Origin of the sequence: Bradyrhizobium sp. 195 (assembly GCF_023101665.1) — a bacterium.
GTDB lineage: Bacteria > Pseudomonadota > Alphaproteobacteria > Rhizobiales > Xanthobacteraceae > Bradyrhizobium.
In genome coordinates this window covers 4,525,123-4,544,585 of record NZ_CP082161.1, presented here as the reverse complement: position 1 = coordinate 4,544,585, position 19,463 = coordinate 4,525,123, and the positions used below count along the sequence as shown (strand labels likewise).

At 63.0% G+C, this 19,463-nt stretch carries 16 protein-coding genes and 1 pseudogene; 4 read left to right on the top strand and 13 right to left on the bottom strand.

What is annotated here, in order from left to right:
• Positions 1-15 precede the first annotated feature (15 nt).
• The 4 genes from IVB26_RS20985 to IVB26_RS20970 all read right to left on the bottom strand — a co-directional run bounded on the left by IVB26_RS20985 (position 16) and on the right by IVB26_RS20970 (position 3,971).
• Positions 16-1,047 (bottom strand): TRAP transporter substrate-binding protein, encoded by a 1,032-nt coding sequence (locus IVB26_RS20985; protein ID WP_247967226.1) that lies wholly within the window; start codon positions 1,045-1,047, stop codon positions 16-18.
• Between the two features lie 451 nt (positions 1,048-1,498).
• Positions 1,499-2,038 (bottom strand): 4-hydroxylaminobenzoate lyase, encoded by a 540-nt coding sequence (locus IVB26_RS20980; protein ID WP_247967225.1) that lies wholly within the window; start codon positions 2,036-2,038, stop codon positions 1,499-1,501.
• Between the two features lie 17 nt (positions 2,039-2,055).
• A complete protein-coding gene (locus tag IVB26_RS20975; protein ID WP_247967224.1) occupies positions 2,056-2,787 on the bottom strand; it encodes a nitroreductase in 732 nt (243 codons plus the stop codon).
• Positions 2,763-3,971 carry an ABC transporter substrate-binding protein gene (locus IVB26_RS20970; RefSeq protein ID WP_247967223.1) on the bottom strand — a complete coding sequence of 403 codons (1,209 nt, stop codon included), beginning with the start codon at positions 3,969-3,971 and terminating at the stop codon, positions 2,763-2,765. Before IVB26_RS20970 ends, IVB26_RS20975 begins: the two co-directional genes overlap by 25 nt.
• Positions 3,972-4,183: 212 nt before the next feature.
• Between IVB26_RS20970 and IVB26_RS20965 the strand changes: the two genes are divergently transcribed.
• Together IVB26_RS20965 and IVB26_RS20960 are read left to right on the top strand one after the other, a co-directional pair.
• Positions 4,184-5,161, top strand: coding sequence for a LysR family transcriptional regulator (locus IVB26_RS20965; RefSeq protein ID WP_247967222.1), 978 nt, complete (start codon positions 4,184-4,186; stop codon positions 5,159-5,161).
• Positions 5,162-5,309: 148 nt separating this feature from the next.
• Positions 5,310-6,500: pseudogene (locus IVB26_RS20960) on the top strand (M24 family metallopeptidase).
• On the opposite strand, the gene IVB26_RS20955 reads toward IVB26_RS20960, so the two are convergent.
• From IVB26_RS20955 to IVB26_RS20930, 6 genes are all read right to left on the bottom strand, one after another.
• Positions 6,497-7,324, bottom strand: a complete 828-nt coding sequence (locus tag IVB26_RS20955) for a hypothetical protein (protein WP_247967221.1) — start codon at positions 7,322-7,324, stop codon at positions 6,497-6,499. The pseudogene IVB26_RS20960 and the gene IVB26_RS20955 sit on opposite strands and share 4 nt — an antisense overlap.
• Positions 7,325-7,453: 129 nt before the next feature.
• Positions 7,454-8,110 carry a hypothetical protein gene (locus tag IVB26_RS20950; RefSeq protein ID WP_247967220.1) on the bottom strand — a complete coding sequence of 219 codons (657 nt, stop codon included), beginning with the start codon at positions 8,108-8,110 and terminating at the stop codon, positions 7,454-7,456.
• A gap of 15 nt (positions 8,111-8,125) precedes the next feature.
• Positions 8,126-8,620, bottom strand: a complete 495-nt coding sequence (aroQ, locus tag IVB26_RS20945) for a type II 3-dehydroquinate dehydratase (protein ID WP_247967219.1) — start codon at positions 8,618-8,620, stop codon at positions 8,126-8,128.
• A 32-nt stretch (positions 8,621-8,652) separates the two neighbouring features.
• Positions 8,653-9,933, bottom strand: a complete 1,281-nt coding sequence (locus IVB26_RS20940) for a TRAP transporter large permease subunit (RefSeq protein WP_246920731.1) — start codon at positions 9,931-9,933, stop codon at positions 8,653-8,655.
• A 55-nt stretch (positions 9,934-9,988) separates the two neighbouring features.
• Positions 9,989-10,498 carry a TRAP transporter small permease gene (locus tag IVB26_RS20935; RefSeq protein ID WP_246920728.1) on the bottom strand — a complete coding sequence of 170 codons (510 nt, stop codon included), beginning with the start codon at positions 10,496-10,498 and terminating at the stop codon, positions 9,989-9,991.
• Between the two features lie 75 nt (positions 10,499-10,573).
• The gene (locus IVB26_RS20930; RefSeq protein ID WP_247967218.1) at positions 10,574-11,590 is read right to left on the bottom strand and encodes a TRAP transporter substrate-binding protein; all 1,017 of its coding nucleotides are present in this window, start codon (positions 11,588-11,590) and stop codon (positions 10,574-10,576) included.
• Positions 11,591-11,814: 224 nt separating this feature from the next.
• Between IVB26_RS20930 and IVB26_RS20925 the strand changes: the two genes are divergently transcribed.
• Together IVB26_RS20925 and IVB26_RS20920 are read left to right on the top strand one after the other, a co-directional pair.
• A complete protein-coding gene (locus IVB26_RS20925; RefSeq protein ID WP_247967217.1) occupies positions 11,815-12,474 on the top strand; it encodes a GntR family transcriptional regulator in 660 nt (219 codons plus the stop codon).
• A 56-nt stretch (positions 12,475-12,530) separates the two neighbouring features.
• Complete coding sequence (locus IVB26_RS20920; protein WP_247967216.1) at positions 12,531-13,421, top strand: SMP-30/gluconolactonase/LRE family protein; 891 nt, start codon at positions 12,531-12,533, stop codon at positions 13,419-13,421.
• 2 nt (positions 13,422-13,423) lie between these two features.
• Here the strand turns inward: IVB26_RS20920 and fsrB are convergent, their stop codons facing one another.
• The 3 genes from fsrB to IVB26_RS20905 all read right to left on the bottom strand — a co-directional run bounded on the left by fsrB (position 13,424) and on the right by IVB26_RS20905 (position 19,350).
• A complete protein-coding gene (gene fsrB / locus IVB26_RS20915; RefSeq protein WP_247967215.1) occupies positions 13,424-14,716 on the bottom strand; it encodes a siderophore utilization protein FsrB in 1,293 nt (430 codons plus the stop codon).
• A gap of 62 nt (positions 14,717-14,778) precedes the next feature.
• The gene (locus IVB26_RS20910) at positions 14,779-16,767 is read right to left on the bottom strand and encodes a TonB-dependent siderophore receptor (protein WP_247973231.1); all 1,989 of its coding nucleotides are present in this window, start codon (positions 16,765-16,767) and stop codon (positions 14,779-14,781) included.
• A 582-nt stretch (positions 16,768-17,349) separates the two neighbouring features.
• Entirely contained in the window at positions 17,350-19,350 is a 2,001-nt protein-coding gene (locus IVB26_RS20905) for a primary-amine oxidase (RefSeq protein WP_247967214.1), read from the bottom strand.
• Between the last annotated feature and the right edge of the window lie 113 nt (positions 19,351-19,463).

Here is a 19,463-nt window from a genome sequence, read left to right as displayed (position 1 = left end):
GACGGCCCCGACGCGTTACGACAGCTTGCCGACGGCCTTTTCCAGGAGATCCCAGGCCTGGTCGCCATATTTGCCCTTCCACTCCGCATAGAAGCCGGCAGACCTCAGCTTGTCGCGGAACGGCGCCACGGCCGGTTGATTGAAGGTCAGGCCCTTGGTCGCGAGCTCCTGCTGCAGGTTGGCATTGAGCTTGGCGGTATCGGCGCGCTCGTTGACCGCGGCGGCGTTGATGTTCTTGGCGACAATGGTGCGCACGTCCTGCGGCAGCTTTTCCCAGGCTCTGCGGTTGGCCAGGAACCAGAAGCCGTCCCACATGTGGTTGGTCAGCGAGCAGTACTTCTGCACTTCGTAGAGCTTGGCGGTCGAGATGATCGCCAGCGGGTTCTCCTGGCCTTCGACGATCTTGGTCTGCAGCGCCGAATAGACCTCGCTGAAATTGATCGAGGCGGGCGCGGCGTCGAACGCCTTGAACATCGAGGTCCACAGCGGCGACACCGGCACGCGGATCTTGAAGCCCTTGAGGTCGTCAGGACCGGTGATCGGCTTGGACGACGACGTGGTCTGGCGGAAGCCGTTGTCCCAGATCTTGTCCATGACCTCGAGGCCGGCCTTCTTGATCTCGCCGCGGACATGGGCGCCGAGATCGCCGTCCATGGCCTTCCAGACCGTGTCGTAGTCCGGAAATGCGAAGCCGATGCCGTTGATGGACGCCGCCGGCACCAGGGTCGACAGGATCAGGCCGGACAGCGTGAAGAACTCGACGCCGCCGGAGCGGATCTGGCTCAGCATGTCGGTGTCGGACCCGAGCTGGTTATTCGGGAAGATCTGGAGGTCGAACTTGCCGTTGGTCTCGGTCTTGATCGCCGCGGCCATCTCCTTGGCGCGGACGTTCAGCGGATGGGTGTCGGGCAGGTTGTTGGCGTATTTGTAGGTGAACTCGGCGCTCTGCGCGCGGGCCACATGGGGCGCACCGATGCCGCCCAGGACCGCGGTCGCGGCGGAGGCCTTGAGAAGCGTGCGTCGGGAAAAGCGCGTCGAAAAGACCATGGGTCTGCTTCCTCGGAAGGTTTGTTGTTGTTCTGAGATGCAAACCTATACGGACGGAAGGTCAGAAGGTCATCTGCGATCTCGCGAGTCCTCGCTTATTGCAGCCGGACAAGGTCACGGCAATATCGGCTTTCGGAGACATCGGCCGGATTCGAAATCTGAAAAACAACCCCATGCACAGTAGCGAGGACGAGGCTCGATGCCTTGGCCGAAGAGCGTCGCAAGCGAAGGCGTCATGGAAGGAATTCCGTCTAAATAACTGATCTGATTGTATATAAATATATTCCATAATATACCTTATGCGAATTACAGATATGGCAGTCCGACCAGTCGGCTGTGATGTAAGGCAAGCCAAAATCCCTCCTCGACGTTCTGCGAGGCGTCGCCGCAGCAGCCCTTCTCCACGACGGGCTGCGTTCAGACGGGCGCCACCGGAAGATCCGGTTGCCAATCACGACGGCGCCGCGAAGTCGTAAGAGATGCGTCCGGCGGGCAGATAGAACAGCGCGATGACGGCGCCGCCGCGGACCTCGGGATAGTGACGGCTGCCGGGATCTGGCGCGGTCCAGCCGGGTCCCTGCCAGCCCTGCAGCCCCTTCAGCTCGGCGCCCTTGTCCAGCGGGACGACCAGGTTCAGTTCCCCGTATGGATGGCCATGATACTGTCCGCGCAGCACGTCGTGGTCGTCTTCATCCTTGAAGCGACGTGGATCGGTGCTGTTCATGTAGACAGCCGTGATGCTGAACTGGAACGTTTCAGGCACCGGCTCCAGGACGCGGCTGCGCCGGTAGTTCGGGCCTTCGACCTCCTGGTTGGCTGCCCAGCCTTCCGCGACCCCGCGCTTGATCAGCCGCGCCAGGTCCTGGTAGAGCTGGCTGCCCTCGCCGTATTTCTCATTGAGCCACCGCTCCATCTCCGCGCCGGGTGTCATGTCCTTGACCTCGAGCAGAAACGGAATACTGCATTGAATCAGCTCGTCTCGGCTTCTCATGGCCTGGTCCTTTCTTCTTAGGTTTCGCTTTGTTCTTCGAAGCCCGCGAAAGACGCGAACTCCGCGAGGTCGGCGCGTGGCATCAGCCTGCTCCTGGTTGCTTCCCTGGCACGGCCAATCGAGATGCCGCACACCACCATCTGCTCCGGTGGGATCGACAGCAGCGGGCGCAGGATCCGGTGATATTTCGAGAATGTCTCTTGGGGACAGGACTGAAGCCCATGGCCCGCAGCAGCCAGCAGCACGCTCTGGACGAACATGCCGAGGTCGAGCCAGCTTCCGGCCTGCAGGCGCCGGTCGATCGTGACGATCAGGCCGACGGACGCGCCGAAGAACGCATAGTTCCTGGCGGTTTGTCTGCTCCTGGCTTCGATGTCGGTTTGAGCGATGCCAAGCGAGCCATAGAACAAGCGGCCGAACTCCTGGCGTCGCTGCAAGTAGGGTTCGGGCAGGTCGCTGGCGTAGTAGCTGTATTCCGACTTGTGCTGGTCACGGGCGGTTTCGTGCGCCTCACGCAGCGCCGTTGACACCCTGCCCCTAGCTTCGCCTGCCAGCACGTAGACGTGCCAGGGCTGGATGTTGGCACCGCTTGGCGCAAACCGCGCCACGCGCAATATCTGCTCGATGGTCCCTCGCCCAACCGGTTCGCCAGAGAAATCGCGGCATGCGAAACGGCCAGCGATGATCTCGTCGACGCAGCTCGGCGCAGCCGCGCCCTCGCTGATCATGGCTTGTTCAGGAGCGGACATCCGCCTTGCTCCATCGGCCGGAAGGCTTCCTCGCCCGGAATCGTCGCCAGCAGCTCGTAATAGTCGAACTTGTACCTGGACTGCTCGGATGACTTGACGCGGAACAGATACATGTCGCGGACCAGCCGGCCATCCTCGCGGATCCGGCCGTTTCGCGTCATGAAATCGTTCACGGGCATCTCGCGCATCTTCGCGGCGACGGCCGGCCCATCCAGCGTGCCGGCTGCCTGGACCGCCTTGAGGTAGTGCATCACGGCGCCATATGTGCCGGCGTGAATCATGGTCGGGACTTTGCTGGTCTTTGCGATAAAACGCTTCGACCACGCGCGCGTGTCTTCGTTCAGGTCCCAGTAGAATGCCGAGCTCAGCATCAGGCCTTGGGCGCTCTGGAGTCCGAGGCTGTGAATGTCGGCGATGAAGACGAGCAGACCGACCAGCTTCTGCCGCTGGGTGATGCCGAATTCGCCGGCCTGCTTGACGGCGTTGATGAAATCGCCGCCGGAGTCGGCCAGCGCGATCACGTCGGCCTTCGTGGACTGCGCCTGGAGCAAAAAGGAGGAGAAATCGGGCGTGTTGATCGGATGTTTCGCGGCACCGAGCACCTTGCCGCCCGTGGCCTCGATAACCTTACGGCTGTCGGCTTCGAGTTGCGCGCCGAGGGAATAGTCGACCGAAATGAAGAACCAGGACTTTGCGCCGAGACGCGACATCGCCCTCGTCGTTCCCTGCGAGAGGGCATAGGTATCGTAGGTCCAGTGAATCCCGGTCGGCGAACATTCGTCTCCGGTGAGGCGGGACGTGGCGGCGCCAGTGGCGAGGAATAGCTTCTTCTTGTCGCGCGTGATGCCCTGCACCGCCAGCGCGACCGCCGAATTCGGCACGTCGAGAATGGCCTCGACGTTTTCGTTTTCGATCCAGCGTCGGGCGATCGTACCTCCCACATCGGCCTTGTTCTGGTGATCTCCCGCGACGATCTGGATGCCGCGTCCGAGCACCTGACCGCCGAAGTCGTCGACGGCCATTTGCGCCGCGACCACCGAGCCCTGGCCGCCATTATCGGCGTAGAGCGAGGACATGTCGGTCAGGACGCCGAGTTTCACCGGCCGCTCCTGCGCTACGACCGGCGCCGTGAACAGCGCCAGCGCTAGTCCGAGAGCTCCGATCGACATCCCGCGGGATTTCATTGCGCGTCTCCTCCAAATCCGGCGCCGGGATCATGACGAGATCGCGAGATTGCGGAAGTGAAACTCTTGCAGAGTGATCCTGAACCGGCTTCAGATTGGTGATGCGGCATTCGAGCCCCTGCTCGGTTGCGCCGGCTGCGCGTATGGCCTTAACTGCGGCTGATCGCAATATCGCAACGGGCGCGCGATCCGCCTGCGATGGTGTCCTGCTCGTGGCTGTTTCCTTCAAGACCCTGGACCTGAACCTGCTCAAGGTCTTCGACGCCGTCATGGAGGAGCGCAGCGTGCTGCGGGCAAGCCACCGGGTTGCCCTCAGTCAATCCGCCGTGAGCCATTCGCTCGCCCGTCTGCGCGAGATGCTCGAAGACGATTTGTTCGTGCGCACGGCGACGGGCATGCAGCCGACGGCACGCGCATTGACGATGGCGCCACAGGTTCGCGAAGCCCTGCGATCTCTCGAAGCCGCGGTCGAGCAGCCGAGATTCGTGCCGGCAGATTCCACGAGGCGGTTCACCCTGGCCGCGAACGACTTCACCACGATGGTGCTGGCCTCGCCACTCCTGAAGATACTCGGCCGTGAAGCGCCGGCGATCGACCTCATCATCAAGCCGGTGACACGGATCGACCTCGCCGAGCAGATCGACCTTGGCCGGATCGACGTTGCGATCGGCGTCTTCTCGGATCCGCCGAGCCGCTTCCGGACGTCGCTATTGTTCGAGTATGACGACGTGCTGATCGTGGGGGGAAAGCACAAGCTCGGCCGGATCGACAACGCTGCTCTGGCGCGCCTGCCGCTCGTCGTTGTCTCTTTTGGCGGCGAGCAGGAGGGAGCAATCGGAGGCTTCATCTCCGAGCGTGGTCTTGCGAGGCGATCGGAGATGTATGACCGCGCCGCGCTCGAACGGGCACTGTCCGAAAGCGACCGGCCGCCGCGGATAGCCGTTTCGCTGCCGCATTTTCTTACTCTGCCCGCCCTGCTCGCGGACTCCGAATTGGCGGCTATCGTTCCGCGTCCGTTAGCGCGGGCGTTCGAACGCGCGCATGCCGTCACGACGTACGAACTGCCTTATGCCACGACGCCGGTTGAGGTCCGCTTGTTGTGGCACGAGCGTATCGAGGGTGAACCGTCGCATGACTGGCTTCACGACATCCTCCGGCGCGCGACCGAGGACCTCAGGCGCGGACGCTAGCTGAAGACGTTCTCGGTCCAGGTTCCATTTTTCATCCAGCCGTCCAGTTGGGACGCGCGCGGGTGGAGTTAGTGCTAGCCTGGACGCCGCAGTCTTGAAGAGGCCAACGATACAAGGCGGTCTCAACCGCCGCTGAAAGGAGTCCATCATGCAAGAGAACGCCGGCTGCGCAGCCCGCTTGCGCGCCATTCCATTCGATGCCGCCAAGCTTGACCGTCTGATGGACGCGGCCGGCCTCGATGTGCTGGTCGCGACCTCCAAGCACAATGTGCAGTACCTGTTGGGCGCCGAGCGCGCGATCTTCTTCGATTACATGGACGCACTCGGCGTCAGCCGCTATCTGCCGGTCCTGGTCTATCCCAAGGGCGCCCGAAAAAGCCGTCTACGTCGGCCACCGGCTGGAAACCCATCAGCGCACGGTGGCGCCGCCCTGGGTGCCGCAGGTCCGGACCGAGTCCAACGGCTCTGTCGACGCCGTCACGCGGGCTATTGACCTGATGCGCGATGCCGGCGTGCCCTTGAAGCGGGTCGGGGTCGAGCTGGCTTTCCTGCCGATGGATGCGGGCCGGGCGCTGGCCGACGCCCTGCCCGGCGCCGAGCTCAAGGACGCCCTCCTGATCCTGGAACGCTTGCGGGCCGTGAAGTCGGCGGAGGAGCTTGCGAAACTCAAGACTGCGTCCGAGCTGGTCATCGCCTCCATGCTGGAGGTGATCGCCGGGCACGGGCCGGGCACGACCAAGCAGCAATTGTCGGACGCATTACGCATCGCCGAGGCCGCGGTCTGACCTTCGAATACTGCCTGCTGGCCTGCGGCAACAGCCACAACCGGGCGCCGTCGTCGCAGCGCTGGGAGCAAGGCGACGTGCTGTCGCTGGATTCCGGCGGCAACTATCATGGCTATATCGGCGATCTCGCGCGCATGGCCGTGTTGGGCGAGCCAGATGCCGAACTCAAGGACTGCCTGGCCGAGATCGAGGTGGTGCAGCGCGCCGCCTTCGCCGCGGTCCGCCCCGGCGCCATGGGCGGCGACATCTACGTCGCCGCCGAGCGGCAGCTCGCCCAGATCAGCCAGCGCGACTGCACCGATTTCCTCGCCCACGGCATGGGTCTCGTCAGCCACGAGGCCCCTCGCCTGACCGCCACGGGTCCGGTTCCCTACGAGGACACCGACGCCCGCCTGCCGCTCGAAGCCGGCATGGTGGTGTCGATCGAGACCACGATGAAGCATCCGAAGCGCGGCTTCATCAAGCTCGAGGACACCGTCGCGGTAACGCCGACTGGCTATGAGATCTTTGGCGAAGGTGGACGCGGATGGAATTTGGGCGGGAGCGCGCGCTAGCGTAGCGGCAGCAGATCCAGCTGGCTCTGCGCCTTCTTGACGGCGGCCGCGAACCAGCTCTGGCCCGGCGCTTCCCTGGCGAAGCATTTTGTGTAGGCGTCCATCGCCTGGTCTTCCCTGGCCATGTCGCCGCGCGGGTCCTTCTTGTTGACGGGCTTCGCCATCATTTGCTTCCACACGCGCTCGCAGGCCGGGATTTCGGCTGTCTTCACGGCGTCGCTTGTGGCGATAAAGAAGACCTTGTCGCCCTTGATCGCCACGACGTCGATTTCGTCCGGCGCTCCCTTGAGCCCACCATTGCCGCGCACGCCGAGCACGGCGACCGCTGCACTCGTGCCCGCGGGCTTGGTGATCGGCAGCTCGGCATATTTGGCGAAGGCGGCGTCCTGGATCGCATGATAATAGAAGCGGTCGGACTTGAACGCTGCGCCGCTCTCCTGCGGCATGCCGTCCTCGCGATGCTCGCGCAGCCAGTGCTTGAGCAGCGTCATCGTGGTCACTACGGCTTGGGTCTTGTAGCCTTCCGAAGCGAAACTGAGCCCGTCGAGGTGGCCGAAGCCGATGTCACTCCGAAAGAGCGTATCGACGCTCGACTTGCCCTCGGCCGGAAGCCCCTTGATCGCGACCGGTCCCACCACGCCGCGCAGCACGCCTTTCAGCTCCTTCAGCGCGGCCTCATGTTGCTTGTAGATCTCGTCGCTCTCCTTGGCTTTGGAGAATTTCTCGATGTAGCGATCGCGCAGGTCGAGATAGTGCTGCTCGGGCGTGGCTGCATGGACGGGCGTCGCCAGGACGAGCAGGCTGAGCAAGGCAAGCGATTTCATTCGATGTCCGCGGGCTGGGAAGCCATTTCCAGTCTTTGGTGCAAGTGTGGAGCGGGAAGGTTCATCGGCCCGCACGGGTTTGCACCGCTTGGCTGATAGAGCCGTGCTCCCCTTAGCGAGAAATTGCCCTCAAACGAAGTCCGCGATGCGGGCGTCGAGCGCGAACATGCTCTGATAAATCTCCGGCTCGCTCGCGTGGTCCATGACGTCAGGCGCAATCTCCCCGGCCTTTTGAAGAGCGGCTTGCAAAGACGTCACGTCCAGCGCCTCGATCAGCAAAAGCCCTGCGAAAAATCCCTCGTTCTTCCGCATGCCCTTCTCCGCTGTCGGCACCGAGGTCCGCGCCTGATCGGTCGCGCCGATCTGCACGGCGGCGACCCCGTCGCAGGCGACGAGCGCCTGAGCCATTCCTTGCGGATCTCCAGGCAGCTTCTCGATCCGCAGGGCCATGATTGTTGCCCCCTCGCCCCTCCCCGCGCGCGTGACCATAACGCCCCCGCCCCGCATGAAATTGCCGAGCTTCGGCATGATGCGCTGCGACCACGGCGTCGGCGCGTTGAGGCGCGCCAGATAGGCTTCGCCATCGAGAACCTCGGGCGCTTCCAGCTCGTACAGGATGAAGAAGCGGTTGATGTCGGCCCTTGCAGCGCGATAGACACGGGCGGCCAGGAAGCCCCTGGTCGTCACGCGCTCGGTGGTGTGCTCGCGCGTCAGCCAGTGCCGGTAATCAGTCAGATCGTGCGCCTCGACGTCGCTCCAGATGGCGAGAAATCCCGCTCCGCGCATTCCACTCTCCCCTGCTCAGGACTTGCCGGCGGCCGCGAGTCCGTGAAGAGCGGCCGGGATCGTGTCGGGCAATTGTCCGATCCGCTGGACAGCTGCGAGCATCGCGGCGAGATAGCCGTATGGGCCCAGACCGCAAATGACCGCCGTGCAGGCGCTCGACGTGATCGAGTGGCGGTGAAGCTCGTCACGTGTATGGATGTTCGAGATATGCACCTCGATCTTCGGTCCTTCGAAGATCTTCAGCGCATCGATCAGCGCGATCGAGGTGAAGGAATAAGCCGCCGGGTTCATGATGATCGCATCCGCTTTCCCATGGGCGGATTGGATGAGGCTGACGAGCTCGCCTTCCATGTTGGACTGGTGGAACGAGATCGAGACACCAAGCTGATCGGCCAAGGCCTGACAGCTGGCTTCAATCTCCTTCAGCGTCGTCGAGCCATAGATGTGAGGCTCGCGGATGCCGAGAAAGTTGAGATTGGGTCCATTGAGGATCATGATCCGTGCGGTCATTTTCGTTCCTCGTGTCCTTTGCCAATGCGCGACTAACCACCAAACCACTTCGCCGGGATCGTCACCAGTCCGGGGAATAGCACCATCGCGAACAGGACGATCAATTGCGCGATCATAAAGGGCCAGACACCCTTGATGATGTCCTCCATGCTGATCTTGGAGACGCCGCAGACGACGTTGAGCACGATGCCGACAGGCGGCGTGATCAGGCCGATGGAATTGTTGATGATGAAGAGCACGCCGAAATAGACAGGGTCGATGTGCGCGGCCTTGATGATTGGCATCAGGATCGGCGTCAGGATCAGGATGGTCGGCGTCATGTCGAGCGCCGTGCCCACGACCACCACCACGACCATGATCGCGAGCATCAGGATCGTGTTGTTGCCCATGAAAGGCTTGAGGAGATCGACGACCTGCGCGGAGATTTCGGACACCGTGATCAGCCAGGACGACACCAGCGCCGCGGCGACGAGGAACATGACGACGCTGGTCGTCACCGCCGACGACACCAGAACCGCATAAACCTGCGACCATTTCAGCTCGCGGTAGACGCAGGTCGCGACGAACAACGAATAGACCGCGACCACGACGCCGGCCTCGGTCGGCGTGAAGATGCCGAAGCGCAAGCCGACGATGATGATCCCGGGGAGCATGAGCGCCCAGAAGCCGTCGATGATGGCGTGCAGGATTTCACGCAGCGAGGCCCGCGGCGGCGGCGTCAGGTCTTCCTTGCGCACGACCCAATACCAGGCGGCGCAAAGGCCCAACCCAAGCAGCAGGCCGGGGACGATGCCGGCGAGAAACAGCTTGGAGATCGACACGTTGGCGGCGACGCCGAAGATCACGAAGCCGATGCTGGGCGGGATGACCGGGCCGATCACGCCGCCGGCAGCCACGAGACCTGCCGCATAGGTCTTCTTGTGTCCCGCGGCCACCATCATCGGCACCAGCAACGCCGCGAGCGCGGCAGCGTCAGCCGCAGCAGATCCCGAAAGCGACGAGAGGATACAGGCCGCCAGGATGGTCACGTAGCCGAGGCCGCCTCTGAAGTGCCCGACCGCAACGAGGGCGACATTGACGATGCGCTTGGCCAGCCCTCCCTTGTTCATGATCTCGCCGGCGAGCATGAAGAAGGGAATCGCCATCAGCGGAAAGCTGTCCGCGCCGTTGATGACGTTCTGCGCCACGATCTGGGCGTCGAACATGTCGATTGTGCTCATCAGCGCGACGCCGCAGATGAGGAGCGCAAAGGCGATCGGCATGCCCAGCGCCATGGCGCCGAGCAGCGAGAAGGTGAACACGGCGATCGTCATGGCATGATCCGGGTGGCGCGAAGCGGATGAGCAGGCGCGATGGCGACGGACGGCATCACTGCTCCTCCGATTCCCTGACGGCGACCATGTCCTCCTCGCTCGCCTGCCCGCTGATCACCCGGTACAGGTCGTAGAGAAGGATGATTGCAGTCGAGACACCGAAGATTACGCCGACCGCATAGAAGATGCCCATCGAAAGACCCGTGGCCGGCGCCCGATCGTCGATGTTGATGATGGTCTGGCGCCAGCTGCCCGAGAGCAGCAGCCAATCGGCAAACAGCATCAGGCAATAATTGATGACGAAGCAGATGCGCTTGCCGTAAGCCGGCAGCATCCGGACCAGACTATCGACGCCCAGATGCGCGTGCTCGCGCATCGCGACGATTGCGCCGAGGAAGGTCAACCAGACCAGCAGCCACCGCGAAAGCTCTTCGGAGATCGTGATGCCGGAGTTGAAGCCGTAGCGCAGGACGACGTTGCCGAACACCAGCACCACCATGACGGCAAGACACGCGGCAATGACGGCCTTCAGGAACGTGCAATAGAGGTCGAGAGCTCGCGCCATGCGTGACGTCCGGGCAAATCAAGGGCTGGAGCCGGCCACTCGCCGGCTCCAGCGCCTGCGTGACGAGGAAGGCGGCTACTTCACGTCCTTGCGGATGCGCTCGACCTCTTCGTTGAAGAGCTTCACCGTCTCGGCACGAAGGTTGGCCGAGATCTTTTCGACGACGGGTTGAACCGCCTTCCGCATGCGGTCGGTCTCTTCGGGAGCGATCGCATTGTACTGCATGCCCTTGGCCTGCAGCTCCGCCAAAGCCTTTTCGGTCTGAAGACGCGTCTGCTCCTTCTGGTAACCGCGGCTTTCTTCATAAGCCTCGCGCATCAGGCGCTGCTCGGTCGGCGACAGCTTGTCCCAGAATGCCTTGCTCACCAAAATGATGTTCAGGGTGAAGGTGTGATTTGTGGCGGAAACGTACTTCTGCACTTCGTAGAATTTGTTCGAGAGAATGACCGTGTAGGGATTCTCCTGACCGTCGACGGTGCGGGTCTCCAGCGCCGAATACAGCTCGCCGAACGCCATCGGGACGGGGTTCGCCTTAAAGGCGCTGAAGCTTTCGAGATAAACCGGATTCGGAATGACGCGAAGCTTGAGCCCCGCGAAGTCCTCGATCTTGGTGATCGGGCGGGTGCTGTTGGTGACGTTGCGGAAGCCGAGGCCCCAATAACCGAGGCCCGCCAGCCCCTTCGCCGGCAGCGTGTCGAGCATCGCCTTGCCGAATTTGCCGGTGCCGAGAGCATCGGCCTGCTCGGTCGAGTTGAACAGGAACGGGAAATCGATGAGGCCGAACTCGGGAATGACGGTTGCGAGCGAGGTCGTCGAGGCCGACAGCATCTCCTGGGTGCCGCCGCGTAGCGCGGATTGCTGCTGCAACTCGTTGCCAAGCTGCGAGGCCGCGAACTCGCGGACCTTCATCTTGCCTCCGCTCTTGGAGAGCAGGATCTCGGCAAACTTCTGCACGCCCTGGCTCACGGGGTGATCGGTATTGTTCAGGTGGCCCCACCTGATGGTGCGCTCCTGAATATCCTCGGCAGATGCGCCGACCGTCAGCGCCACGCAGATCGCCGTCGCAGACAGCGCCCGTACCAACAAGCTCATCGCTTCCTCCCCTATGCGAGCGAGCACGAACCGCGGCTTAAGCCGTCTTTCGCGCCCTCTGGCCATTTAGAGAACATACATGAATCTACATGTCAAATGATGATCATGGCTTCATATGATATTTTGGTAGACGTCAGGCATCTTAGGTCTGCTATATTGCTGTCAACATTGATGTTCGACCCTCCGCACGAGCGGCAGCGATCGGGAAGTGGGATCGGGAAAGCATGACGGCAGTTGAGGAACGGCCCCTGTCGGCGGGCGACAGCGGCTATCAGCGCATTCGGTCCGACATCATTTTCGGGGTGCTCACGCCATCCGGGCGTCTCAGGCTCGACGCCATGAAGGAAGATTACGGCGTCAGCATCAGCACATTGCGTGAGATCCTCAATCGTCTGACCTCCGAAGGTTTTGTGGTTGCCGAAGGCCAACGTGGATTCGAGGTGGCGCCTGTCTCGATCCAGAATCTGCGGGAGCTCGCCGAGCTGCGAATCCTGCTGGAGCACCATGCGATGGCTGAGTCGTTCCGCGCTGGCGACGTCGAGTGGGAGGGCCGCGTGGTTTCCGCCCACCACAAGCTGGCGGCCACCGAACGCACCGTCCTCGCCGAGGGCGACGATCCCGAACTCCGCAAGCGCTATGACGGCGAATTTCACCAGGCGCTGATCTCTGCTTGCGGCTCGCGCGAGTTGATGCACACCCATTCGGTCGTGTTCGACAAATACTTCCGCTATGCGCTGCTCTATCGCGGCGCCGAGACGATCAACCAGCACAAGGCCTTGCTGGACTGCGCCCTGAAGCGGGACATCAAGACGGCGAGGGCCGTCCTCACCGACCATATCAATGGCTGCGTCGCGCATGCGCTGTCCTCCTGGAAGAGCGGCTGACCGCCCGCTCCCGCCAGGAAAACTCAAGTTGTCGACGGCTGGAATAGGATTCCTGGATGACCCCGGCTACGATCCCCGCGCATCGGGTTGAGACCGCGGTCGCCAGCGCGGATATTCTCGGCGAAACGCCATTGTGGTGCGACCGGTCCCGCAAGCTGTGGTGGATCGACATCGACGGCCGGCTTCATCAATCCTTCGATCCGGCGACGGGCGCCCATCACGTCGCCTCCCATGATGGCCAATTCCTCGGCAGCCAGGCCCTGACGGCGGACGGCTCGCACCTGCTTGCGCAGGATCTGCGCCTCTCTCGTCGCGTTCCGGACAAAGCTCCTCCCGCCGAGTTCTGCGAGGTCGAACGCGGCCTGGACAACCGCCTCAACGACGGCCGCGTGGACGCCCGCGGCCGCCTGTGGATCGGCACCATGGACAATCAGTTGCATCGTCCGAACGGCTCGCTGTATCGCGTGACGGGCGACGGTGAGATGTCGCGCATCTTTGGCGACGTCATCGTCACGAACGGAATTGCGTTCTCGCCTGACAATCGCACGTTCTATTTCACGGACACGCGACGCTACTGCACCTGGATGTTCGACTTCGATGTCGATGACGGCGTGATCCGAAACAAGCGCTTGTTTGCAGACTATAGCGCTTCTCAGGAAAGACCTGACGGCGCGTGCGTCGATGCTGCCGGCGGGCTATGGACCGCCTTCTTTTCCGGCGGCCGGGTCGTGCGGTACCGGCCGGACGGGCAGATCGATACCATTATCCCGATGCCCGTGACCAATCCGACGTGCCTGTGCTTCGGAGGGAGCGATCTCAAAACGCTGTATGTCACGACGACGAGAAAGTTCCTGGATCAGCGCCAGTTGAGCATCGAGCCTCAGGCCGGTCATGTGCTTGCCATTCACGGCGTCGCGCAGGGCCTGCCGGAACATCGCTTCGTCTAGCCCTACTCCGCCGGAGTCAGTTGCCGCTCATTCAAGCGCATTGCAGCGGTCTCGCGCACGCGGACCCGGGCGCGGCGCTTGCGCCACCAGATCACGACGCCGGTGACCGAGAGCGCGGCCACCACGAGACCCATGATCGAGATCAGGATGCGGCCGAACAGGCCGACGATGCGTCCCGAATGCAACGGAAACTGCGCCTGCACGAAGATGTCGGCGGCGGTGCCGACCCATGGCAGCCGTTCACCGATCGGGCGGCCATCCTCGCTATCATAATAAAGCTGGGCCGGGCCGACGCCGCCGGCGCCGTGATCGTCGCCGGGATGGAAGAAGGCGGCGGCATAGACGCCATGGGCCGGGCCGTAATTGATCGAGCCGACCGGGATCGTCCACCCTCGCGCCTTACCGTCGGCCGCCGCGCGGGCGGCGATGTCGGCGAAGCTGACCTTGGGCTCGATGGGATTGTCGAGATCGCGATAAGGCCGCTGCTCATAGGGCGTCGGCGTGTAATTCGACACCATCTTCATCAGCGGCGAGAACACCTCGAAATAGAGATTCAGCGAGAACGCGGTGAAGGCGATGACGAACAACAGGCCCCAGGTCCACAGGCTGAAGGCGCGATGGATGTCGAAATTGATCCGGTAGGCGCTGCCGGAGGTCTTGATGGTCCAGGCCGGTGCCCAGCGAGCCCAGAAGCCGCGCTCGAGCTGGCGCGTGACGGCAGGCGCCCGCGCCGCCCTGGCGCGCCGGCGGGAGGGCAGCGTCAGATAGAAGCCGACGAAGCAATCGATGGTCCAGATGATCGCAATCACGCCGAGCACGCGCATGCCCCAGCGATCGCTGCCCCAGAACTCGGGGATATGCATCGTGTAGTGCAGCTTGTAGAGAAACGAGACGAAGTTTTCCCGCGTCACCGGCCACACCGCACCCCAATAGCGCCGGCCCAGCTCCGCGCCAGTGTTGGGGTCGAGGAAGACCTGATTGTAGTCGAGCGAGTAACGCTTGCCGGTCGCGGTATCGATCCGCGGCATGACGAAGAACCACAGCGAATGGCCCTCCTCCGGCGTCATGAAGAGGTAGACGACGCGCGCGCGGGGATCGCGCTGCTCGATCATCTTGGCAAGCTCGATCGAGGGGATCGCCGGTCCCTTGCTGGTGACGTCGAACAAATGGCTGTTCAGGACGTCATCGATCTCGTGATCCCACGAGATGATCGCGCCAGTGATGCCGGAGAAGAACAGGAATCCGGCCGTGAGCAGTCCCGCCCAGCGATGCAGCTTGCCGAATATCGCCCTCATGGTCGTCTACTCTCATCAAGCGGTCCGGCTCGCATTCGCCGTCAACCGTCCTCAGATTGAACTCACCAGCGGTACGTCAGCTTGCCGATGGCTTTCCGTCCCTCGGCATACATGCAGCCCGACAGGCTGTAGCAGGCGGCGACGTAGCGCGTGTCGGCGAGATTGGTGACGTTCAGCGACAAGCGCCAATTGTCCCTGGTATAGGCGACAAGCGCATCCAGCACGGTCGCCGATCCCACCTTGAACGTATTGGCATCATCGCCCCAGGTCGCGCCGACATAGCGAATGCCGCCGCCGAATTGAAGTCCGGCGGCCGGCCCGTTTTGGAGCGTGTAGTCGCTCCACAGCGAAGCACGGTTGAGCGGCACGGTGACCGGGGCCTTGCCGACATTGACCGGATCCTGGGTGACCATGGCATCGACATAGGCGTAGGCGGCACGCAGGTTCCAGCCGTCGGCCAGCGACATCGTGCCTTCGAGCTCGATGCCGCGCGACTTCACTTGCCCGGTCTGCTCGGCAAAGGTGCTTGCAGGCACATAGACGACGACGTTGTCACGGGTCAGGTCGAACGCGGCGATTGTGAACAGCGCGTTCCATCCGAGAGGCTGGTATTTGACACCGACCTCGTATTGCACGCCGGTCTCGGGATTGAGCATCTGTCCGGACGCACTGGTCGCAAGCACCGGCAGGAACGATTCCGAGTAGCTGAAATAGGGGGCGATGCCGTTGTCGAAATTGTACATGACGCCAGCGCGGCCGGTGAACGCCGAGGCGTCCTTCGAGCTCGACGTATTCGTCATACCGCTGTCGAGCTGTGTCGTCACGAAGTCCTGGCGACCGGCGAGCTGGAACGAGAGCCGGCCGAGCTTGATCTGATCCTGTGCATACAGCCCGACCTGCGACTGCTTGACGCCGGTGTTGTCGTACAGACCCCCGATGGCCCAGTCGTAGCTGTAGACCGGATTGAAGACGTTGATCTCCGGCGTCGACGTCGTGACGGCAAAGGCGGTGTCGCGAAACGTGGTGTTGCGATAGTCGATCCCGACCAGGGTGGTATGGCTGAGGATGCCGGTGGTGAACTTGCCCTGGAGCTGGTTGTCCACCGCGAAGGAGTTGATGTACGAGTTGCTGTAGCTGCCGAAACGCCCCAGCTGCCCTGGCGCTTCGTCGGTGTATCCGGTGCCGTAGAAGGTCTTTTCCTCGTTGTGCTGATAGGCGTAACGCAGGTTCTGCCGGAACGTAATGTTGTCGGTGAAATTGTGCGAGAGCTGGTAGCCGGCGGTCGCGATCTCGGTGTTGAAGGCGTTGAAGCTTGGCACGCCCGCGAAGAACGAGACCGGGATGGTGCGGCCGTTGTTCGGCCACACCGTGCCCGAGGCCGGCAGGAATTGCAGGCCCCACCCTGCCCGATCCCGCTGGTAGTTGGCCAGGATCGTGATGGTGGTGTCCTCGTTCGGCTTGAAGGTGACGGCGGGCGCGATGAAAACGCGGTTGTCCTTGGTGAAGTCGACCTGGGTTTCGCCATCGCGGACAACGCCGGTCAGGCGCCACAGCACGGTGCCTTCCTTGTTGGCGGGGCCGCCCATGTCGAACTGGCCCTGATAGCGGTTGAAGCTGCCGCCGGAGATCGAGACTTCGCCGAACTGCTGCGCAGTCGGCAGCTTGGTCACGTAGTTGAGGATGCCGCCCGTGCCGCTGCCGCCATACATCGCCGAGGACGGTCCCTTGAGAACCTCGAGGCGCTCGGCGCCGTAGGGATCGAGACCGTTGAAATGTACGTAGTTGCTGGAGGGAATCCGCAGGCCGTCGACGTAGAGGCCCGACATGGTTGTGTCGAAGCCGCGGATCTGCAGCGCGCCGAACCGGGTGTCAGAACCGCCATTGACGTCACCGCTGACCCCGGCGGTGTAGCGCAGTGCCTCGCCGATCGAGACCGCACCCTGGTTCCTGACCTGGTCGGTGGTGACGACGGACACCGACTGCGGCGTTTCGATCAGCGGCGTATCCGTCTTGGTCGCGGTGCCGCTCCTTGTGGCGACGAAGCCGCGCACCGGACCATTGGCGCGTTCGCCCGCGGCGCCGTCCGATGCGGCCGACTGGGCTGATGCGGCCTGCTGCGCGGGAGAGCGACGATTGGCGCGCGAGGTCCGTGTCGCCGCCCTTCGCGACGGAGCGATCGCTGCAGGACGGGCGCGCTGGGCTGGCGCATCGACGGTGACAGCGGGAATCTGCGTCTGGGCCTCCACGGAACCGAAGGGAATAACGACGGCGAATGTGCTGACCGCCCCGAGGAAGAGCATCTGGATCTGTCGACGAGGCGTGTCCTCACGCGAAGAAAGTTGAAAGTCGGTCACGTCTTGCGAGGCCCCGCGCACTGCCGGCTTTGCCGGTATCATTTTTGATGGCCCGCCCTAACGCAGGCGGTTTTGGAGCGCGATAGGAACAGCGTTAGAATCTCTCCAGACACGTGCGCAGCACGTGCGACGAATGCGCTCATCCGTGCTGCGAGGCCGCTTTCTTAGAATTGGAATATTTCCAGACTGAAGTTCGGCGGTCTGTCCCGGATACCGCATGCAATGGCTGCATCGCCTATCAGGGTTGCGACCGAGACCGAAGGCACGAGCTGTTGGACGTTACCCTGGGTTCGCGTGACAACAAGTTGCGGACGCGCCCTTTTCGCCTGCCAGCACGCTGCGGCTGTTGCGGTCCGGCGGAATATCGCCGGCCGCATTGGCCGCAAAGAAGCCGGTTGGCTTCAGCATGAAGCCGGTATATTCGACCGGCATGACCGGAAAGTCCTCGGGCTTGCAGACATGGGTGTGGCCGAACGAGTGCCACACCACGATGTCGGCATTCTCGATGTTTCGGTTCAGCGCGGCATAGCGCGGCAGGCCGTCGCCGCCCGCATGGACGTTGGGATAATCGCCGCTGGCGTATTTTTCGCTCGGGTCGAACGCGGTCACCCAGACGTGCTTCGTGGCAAAGCCGCCGCGCCTGCGCACATAGCTGCCCTCCTGCGCCAGCATCAGCGGGCTCGGATTGACGACAAGCTTGTAGGCGGGAGCATTGCCGACCGAACTGGTCTCGTTGGGATTGCTGATCTTCCAGAACCGGCCGGTCTCGCCGTTGGCGATCGCCGCTGCATCGCGCTCGCGCGACAGAACGCGCGTGGTGGTGTCGAACACGTTGCCGTGCGGATTGTCGTGGCCCCAAGGCCGCGGCACGAAGTCGTGCTCGGTGACGGTATTGCCGCCGCCGTCGAGGTCCATGTGCAGGCGCGCGTTGAAGAAGTGCTGATGCGTCGGTCCGCCCAGATTGTCGTCGACCATGCCGCCCCATTTGTATGTCTGGCCCGGCTGCACGGCGGCGGTCTGGATGATGCCGGTGAGCTTGGTCTCGAGCTGGATCGTGCCGTCCTGGTAGAGATACCAGTAGAAGCCGTAGTCGTAATTGCCGACGGTTGCGAAAAACGAGATCACGAGCCGCCGGGACCGGCGAACCTCGAACAGGCCGTTGCGGAATTCATAGTGCTTCCAGGCAATTCCGTAGTCTTCTTCATGCATGCAGATGGCGTTCTGCATGACGAAGGGCTCGCCCCTGCTGTCGGCAGCCGGCACATCGAAATAGTGGATGTTGCCGAGGCAGTCGCAGCCGAGTTCGAGCGCGTTGGCGAGCATGCCGAGGCCGTATTCGCCGGCATCGAACGCCGACTTCCAGAAATGATTGGCGGTCGGGTCGGCGTAAGGCACCACCATCTCGGTGACGCTGGCGCGATGAATCAGCGAGCGCTTGCGTGCGCCGTCCTGGTAGGCGAGCTGATGCAGCACGAGGCCCTCGCGAGGCGTGAAGCCGACGCGAAAGCTCCATTTCTGCCAGTCGACCTTCCAGCCATCGACGCGAAAGCTCGCGCCCTCGGGCTGTTCGATGTGCAGCGGCTTGAGGTCGGTGCGCGGGTCCGTGACCTCATGCGCGCCGTAGTTTCGCTTCTTGCGCGGGATCGGCACGATCGGATCCTCGTCGGTGAGGTCGATGACCTTGCCGCCGATCAGATCGACGACCGCGACAACGCCCTCGATCGGATGGGCGTAGCCGTTGTCCTGGAGGTGCTCGCGGAAATAGCTGACGGCGCGCACGATGCGGGCGCCGCGCTCGAACTCGTTGTCGAAGAAGCCCGAGGAGAACGGGTCGACCTGAACCAGCTCGATGTCCTTGTCGCTGAGCCCGCGCCGCTGCATCGCCGCACGCCAGCCGGGATCGGCCTTCACCACGGCCTCGCATTTGAAGAACTCTTCCAGCATCACCGGCGGCTGCCCATAGGGCGCCTCGCGGTTGGGGACGAGTTTGCGATCAACGATCTCGCCGCGGCCGAGATCGACGATGTGCTCGATCGCTTCCCCGGTGACGACATCCAGCGTCATCACGAAGGCGCGGCGCGGAAGCCGTGCTCCGCCCGCGGCCAGCTCCTGCTTGGTAGGCTCCTCCAGCCGCACCGTCGGGAAGCGGCAGTTCTCGGGTGAAGCCACAGCGGCGCGTACCATCGTGCAGGCGGCCGTGATCTCCGCGGCAGTCAGCGGGTCGAGCGGATATGGTGCGGCAGCTTGCGCTTGCGGTTTGGCTTTGGCGGTATCGAGCATTTTCTCTCTCCGAATATTGTGTCAGCACGCGAGGCCTGGCGCGCCGCAGCGGCAGGCTCGGTTCACCTCTCCCGCTTGCGGGAGAGGTCGCCGCGTAGCGGCGGGTGAGGGTT

Coding starts and splice junctions, on each gene's coding strand:
- IVB26_RS20970 (WP_247967223.1), bottom strand. CDS start 3,971: ATGAAATCCCGCGGGATGTCGATCGGAGCTCTCGGACTAGCGCTGGCG.
- aroQ (WP_247967219.1), bottom strand. CDS start 8,620: ATGACCGCACGGATCATGATCCTCAATGGACCCAATCTCAACTTTCTC.
- IVB26_RS20985 (WP_247967226.1), bottom strand. CDS start 1,047: ATGGTCTTTTCGACGCGCTTTTCCCGACGCACGCTTCTCAAGGCCTCC.
- IVB26_RS20905 (WP_247967214.1), bottom strand. CDS start 19,350: ATGCTCGATACCGCCAAAGCCAAACCGCAAGCGCAAGCTGCCGCACCA.
- IVB26_RS20955 (WP_247967221.1), bottom strand. CDS start 7,324: ATGAAATCGCTTGCCTTGCTCAGCCTGCTCGTCCTGGCGACGCCCGTC.
- fsrB (WP_247967215.1), bottom strand. CDS start 14,716: ATGAGGGCGATATTCGGCAAGCTGCATCGCTGGGCGGGACTGCTCACG.
- IVB26_RS20930 (WP_247967218.1), bottom strand. CDS start 11,590: ATGAGCTTGTTGGTACGGGCGCTGTCTGCGACGGCGATCTGCGTGGCG.
- IVB26_RS20920 (WP_247967216.1), top strand. CDS start 12,531: ATGACCCCGGCTACGATCCCCGCGCATCGGGTTGAGACCGCGGTCGCC.
- IVB26_RS20925 (WP_247967217.1), top strand. CDS start 11,815: ATGACGGCAGTTGAGGAACGGCCCCTGTCGGCGGGCGACAGCGGCTAT.
- IVB26_RS20975 (WP_247967224.1), bottom strand. CDS start 2,787: ATGTCCGCTCCTGAACAAGCCATGATCAGCGAGGGCGCGGCTGCGCCG.
- IVB26_RS20940 (WP_246920731.1), bottom strand. CDS start 9,933: ATGACGATCGCCGTGTTCACCTTCTCGCTGCTCGGCGCCATGGCGCTG.
- IVB26_RS20950 (WP_247967220.1), bottom strand. CDS start 8,110: ATGCGCGGAGCGGGATTTCTCGCCATCTGGAGCGACGTCGAGGCGCAC.
- IVB26_RS20980 (WP_247967225.1), bottom strand. CDS start 2,038: ATGAGAAGCCGAGACGAGCTGATTCAATGCAGTATTCCGTTTCTGCTC.
- IVB26_RS20935 (WP_246920728.1), bottom strand. CDS start 10,498: ATGGCGCGAGCTCTCGACCTCTATTGCACGTTCCTGAAGGCCGTCATT.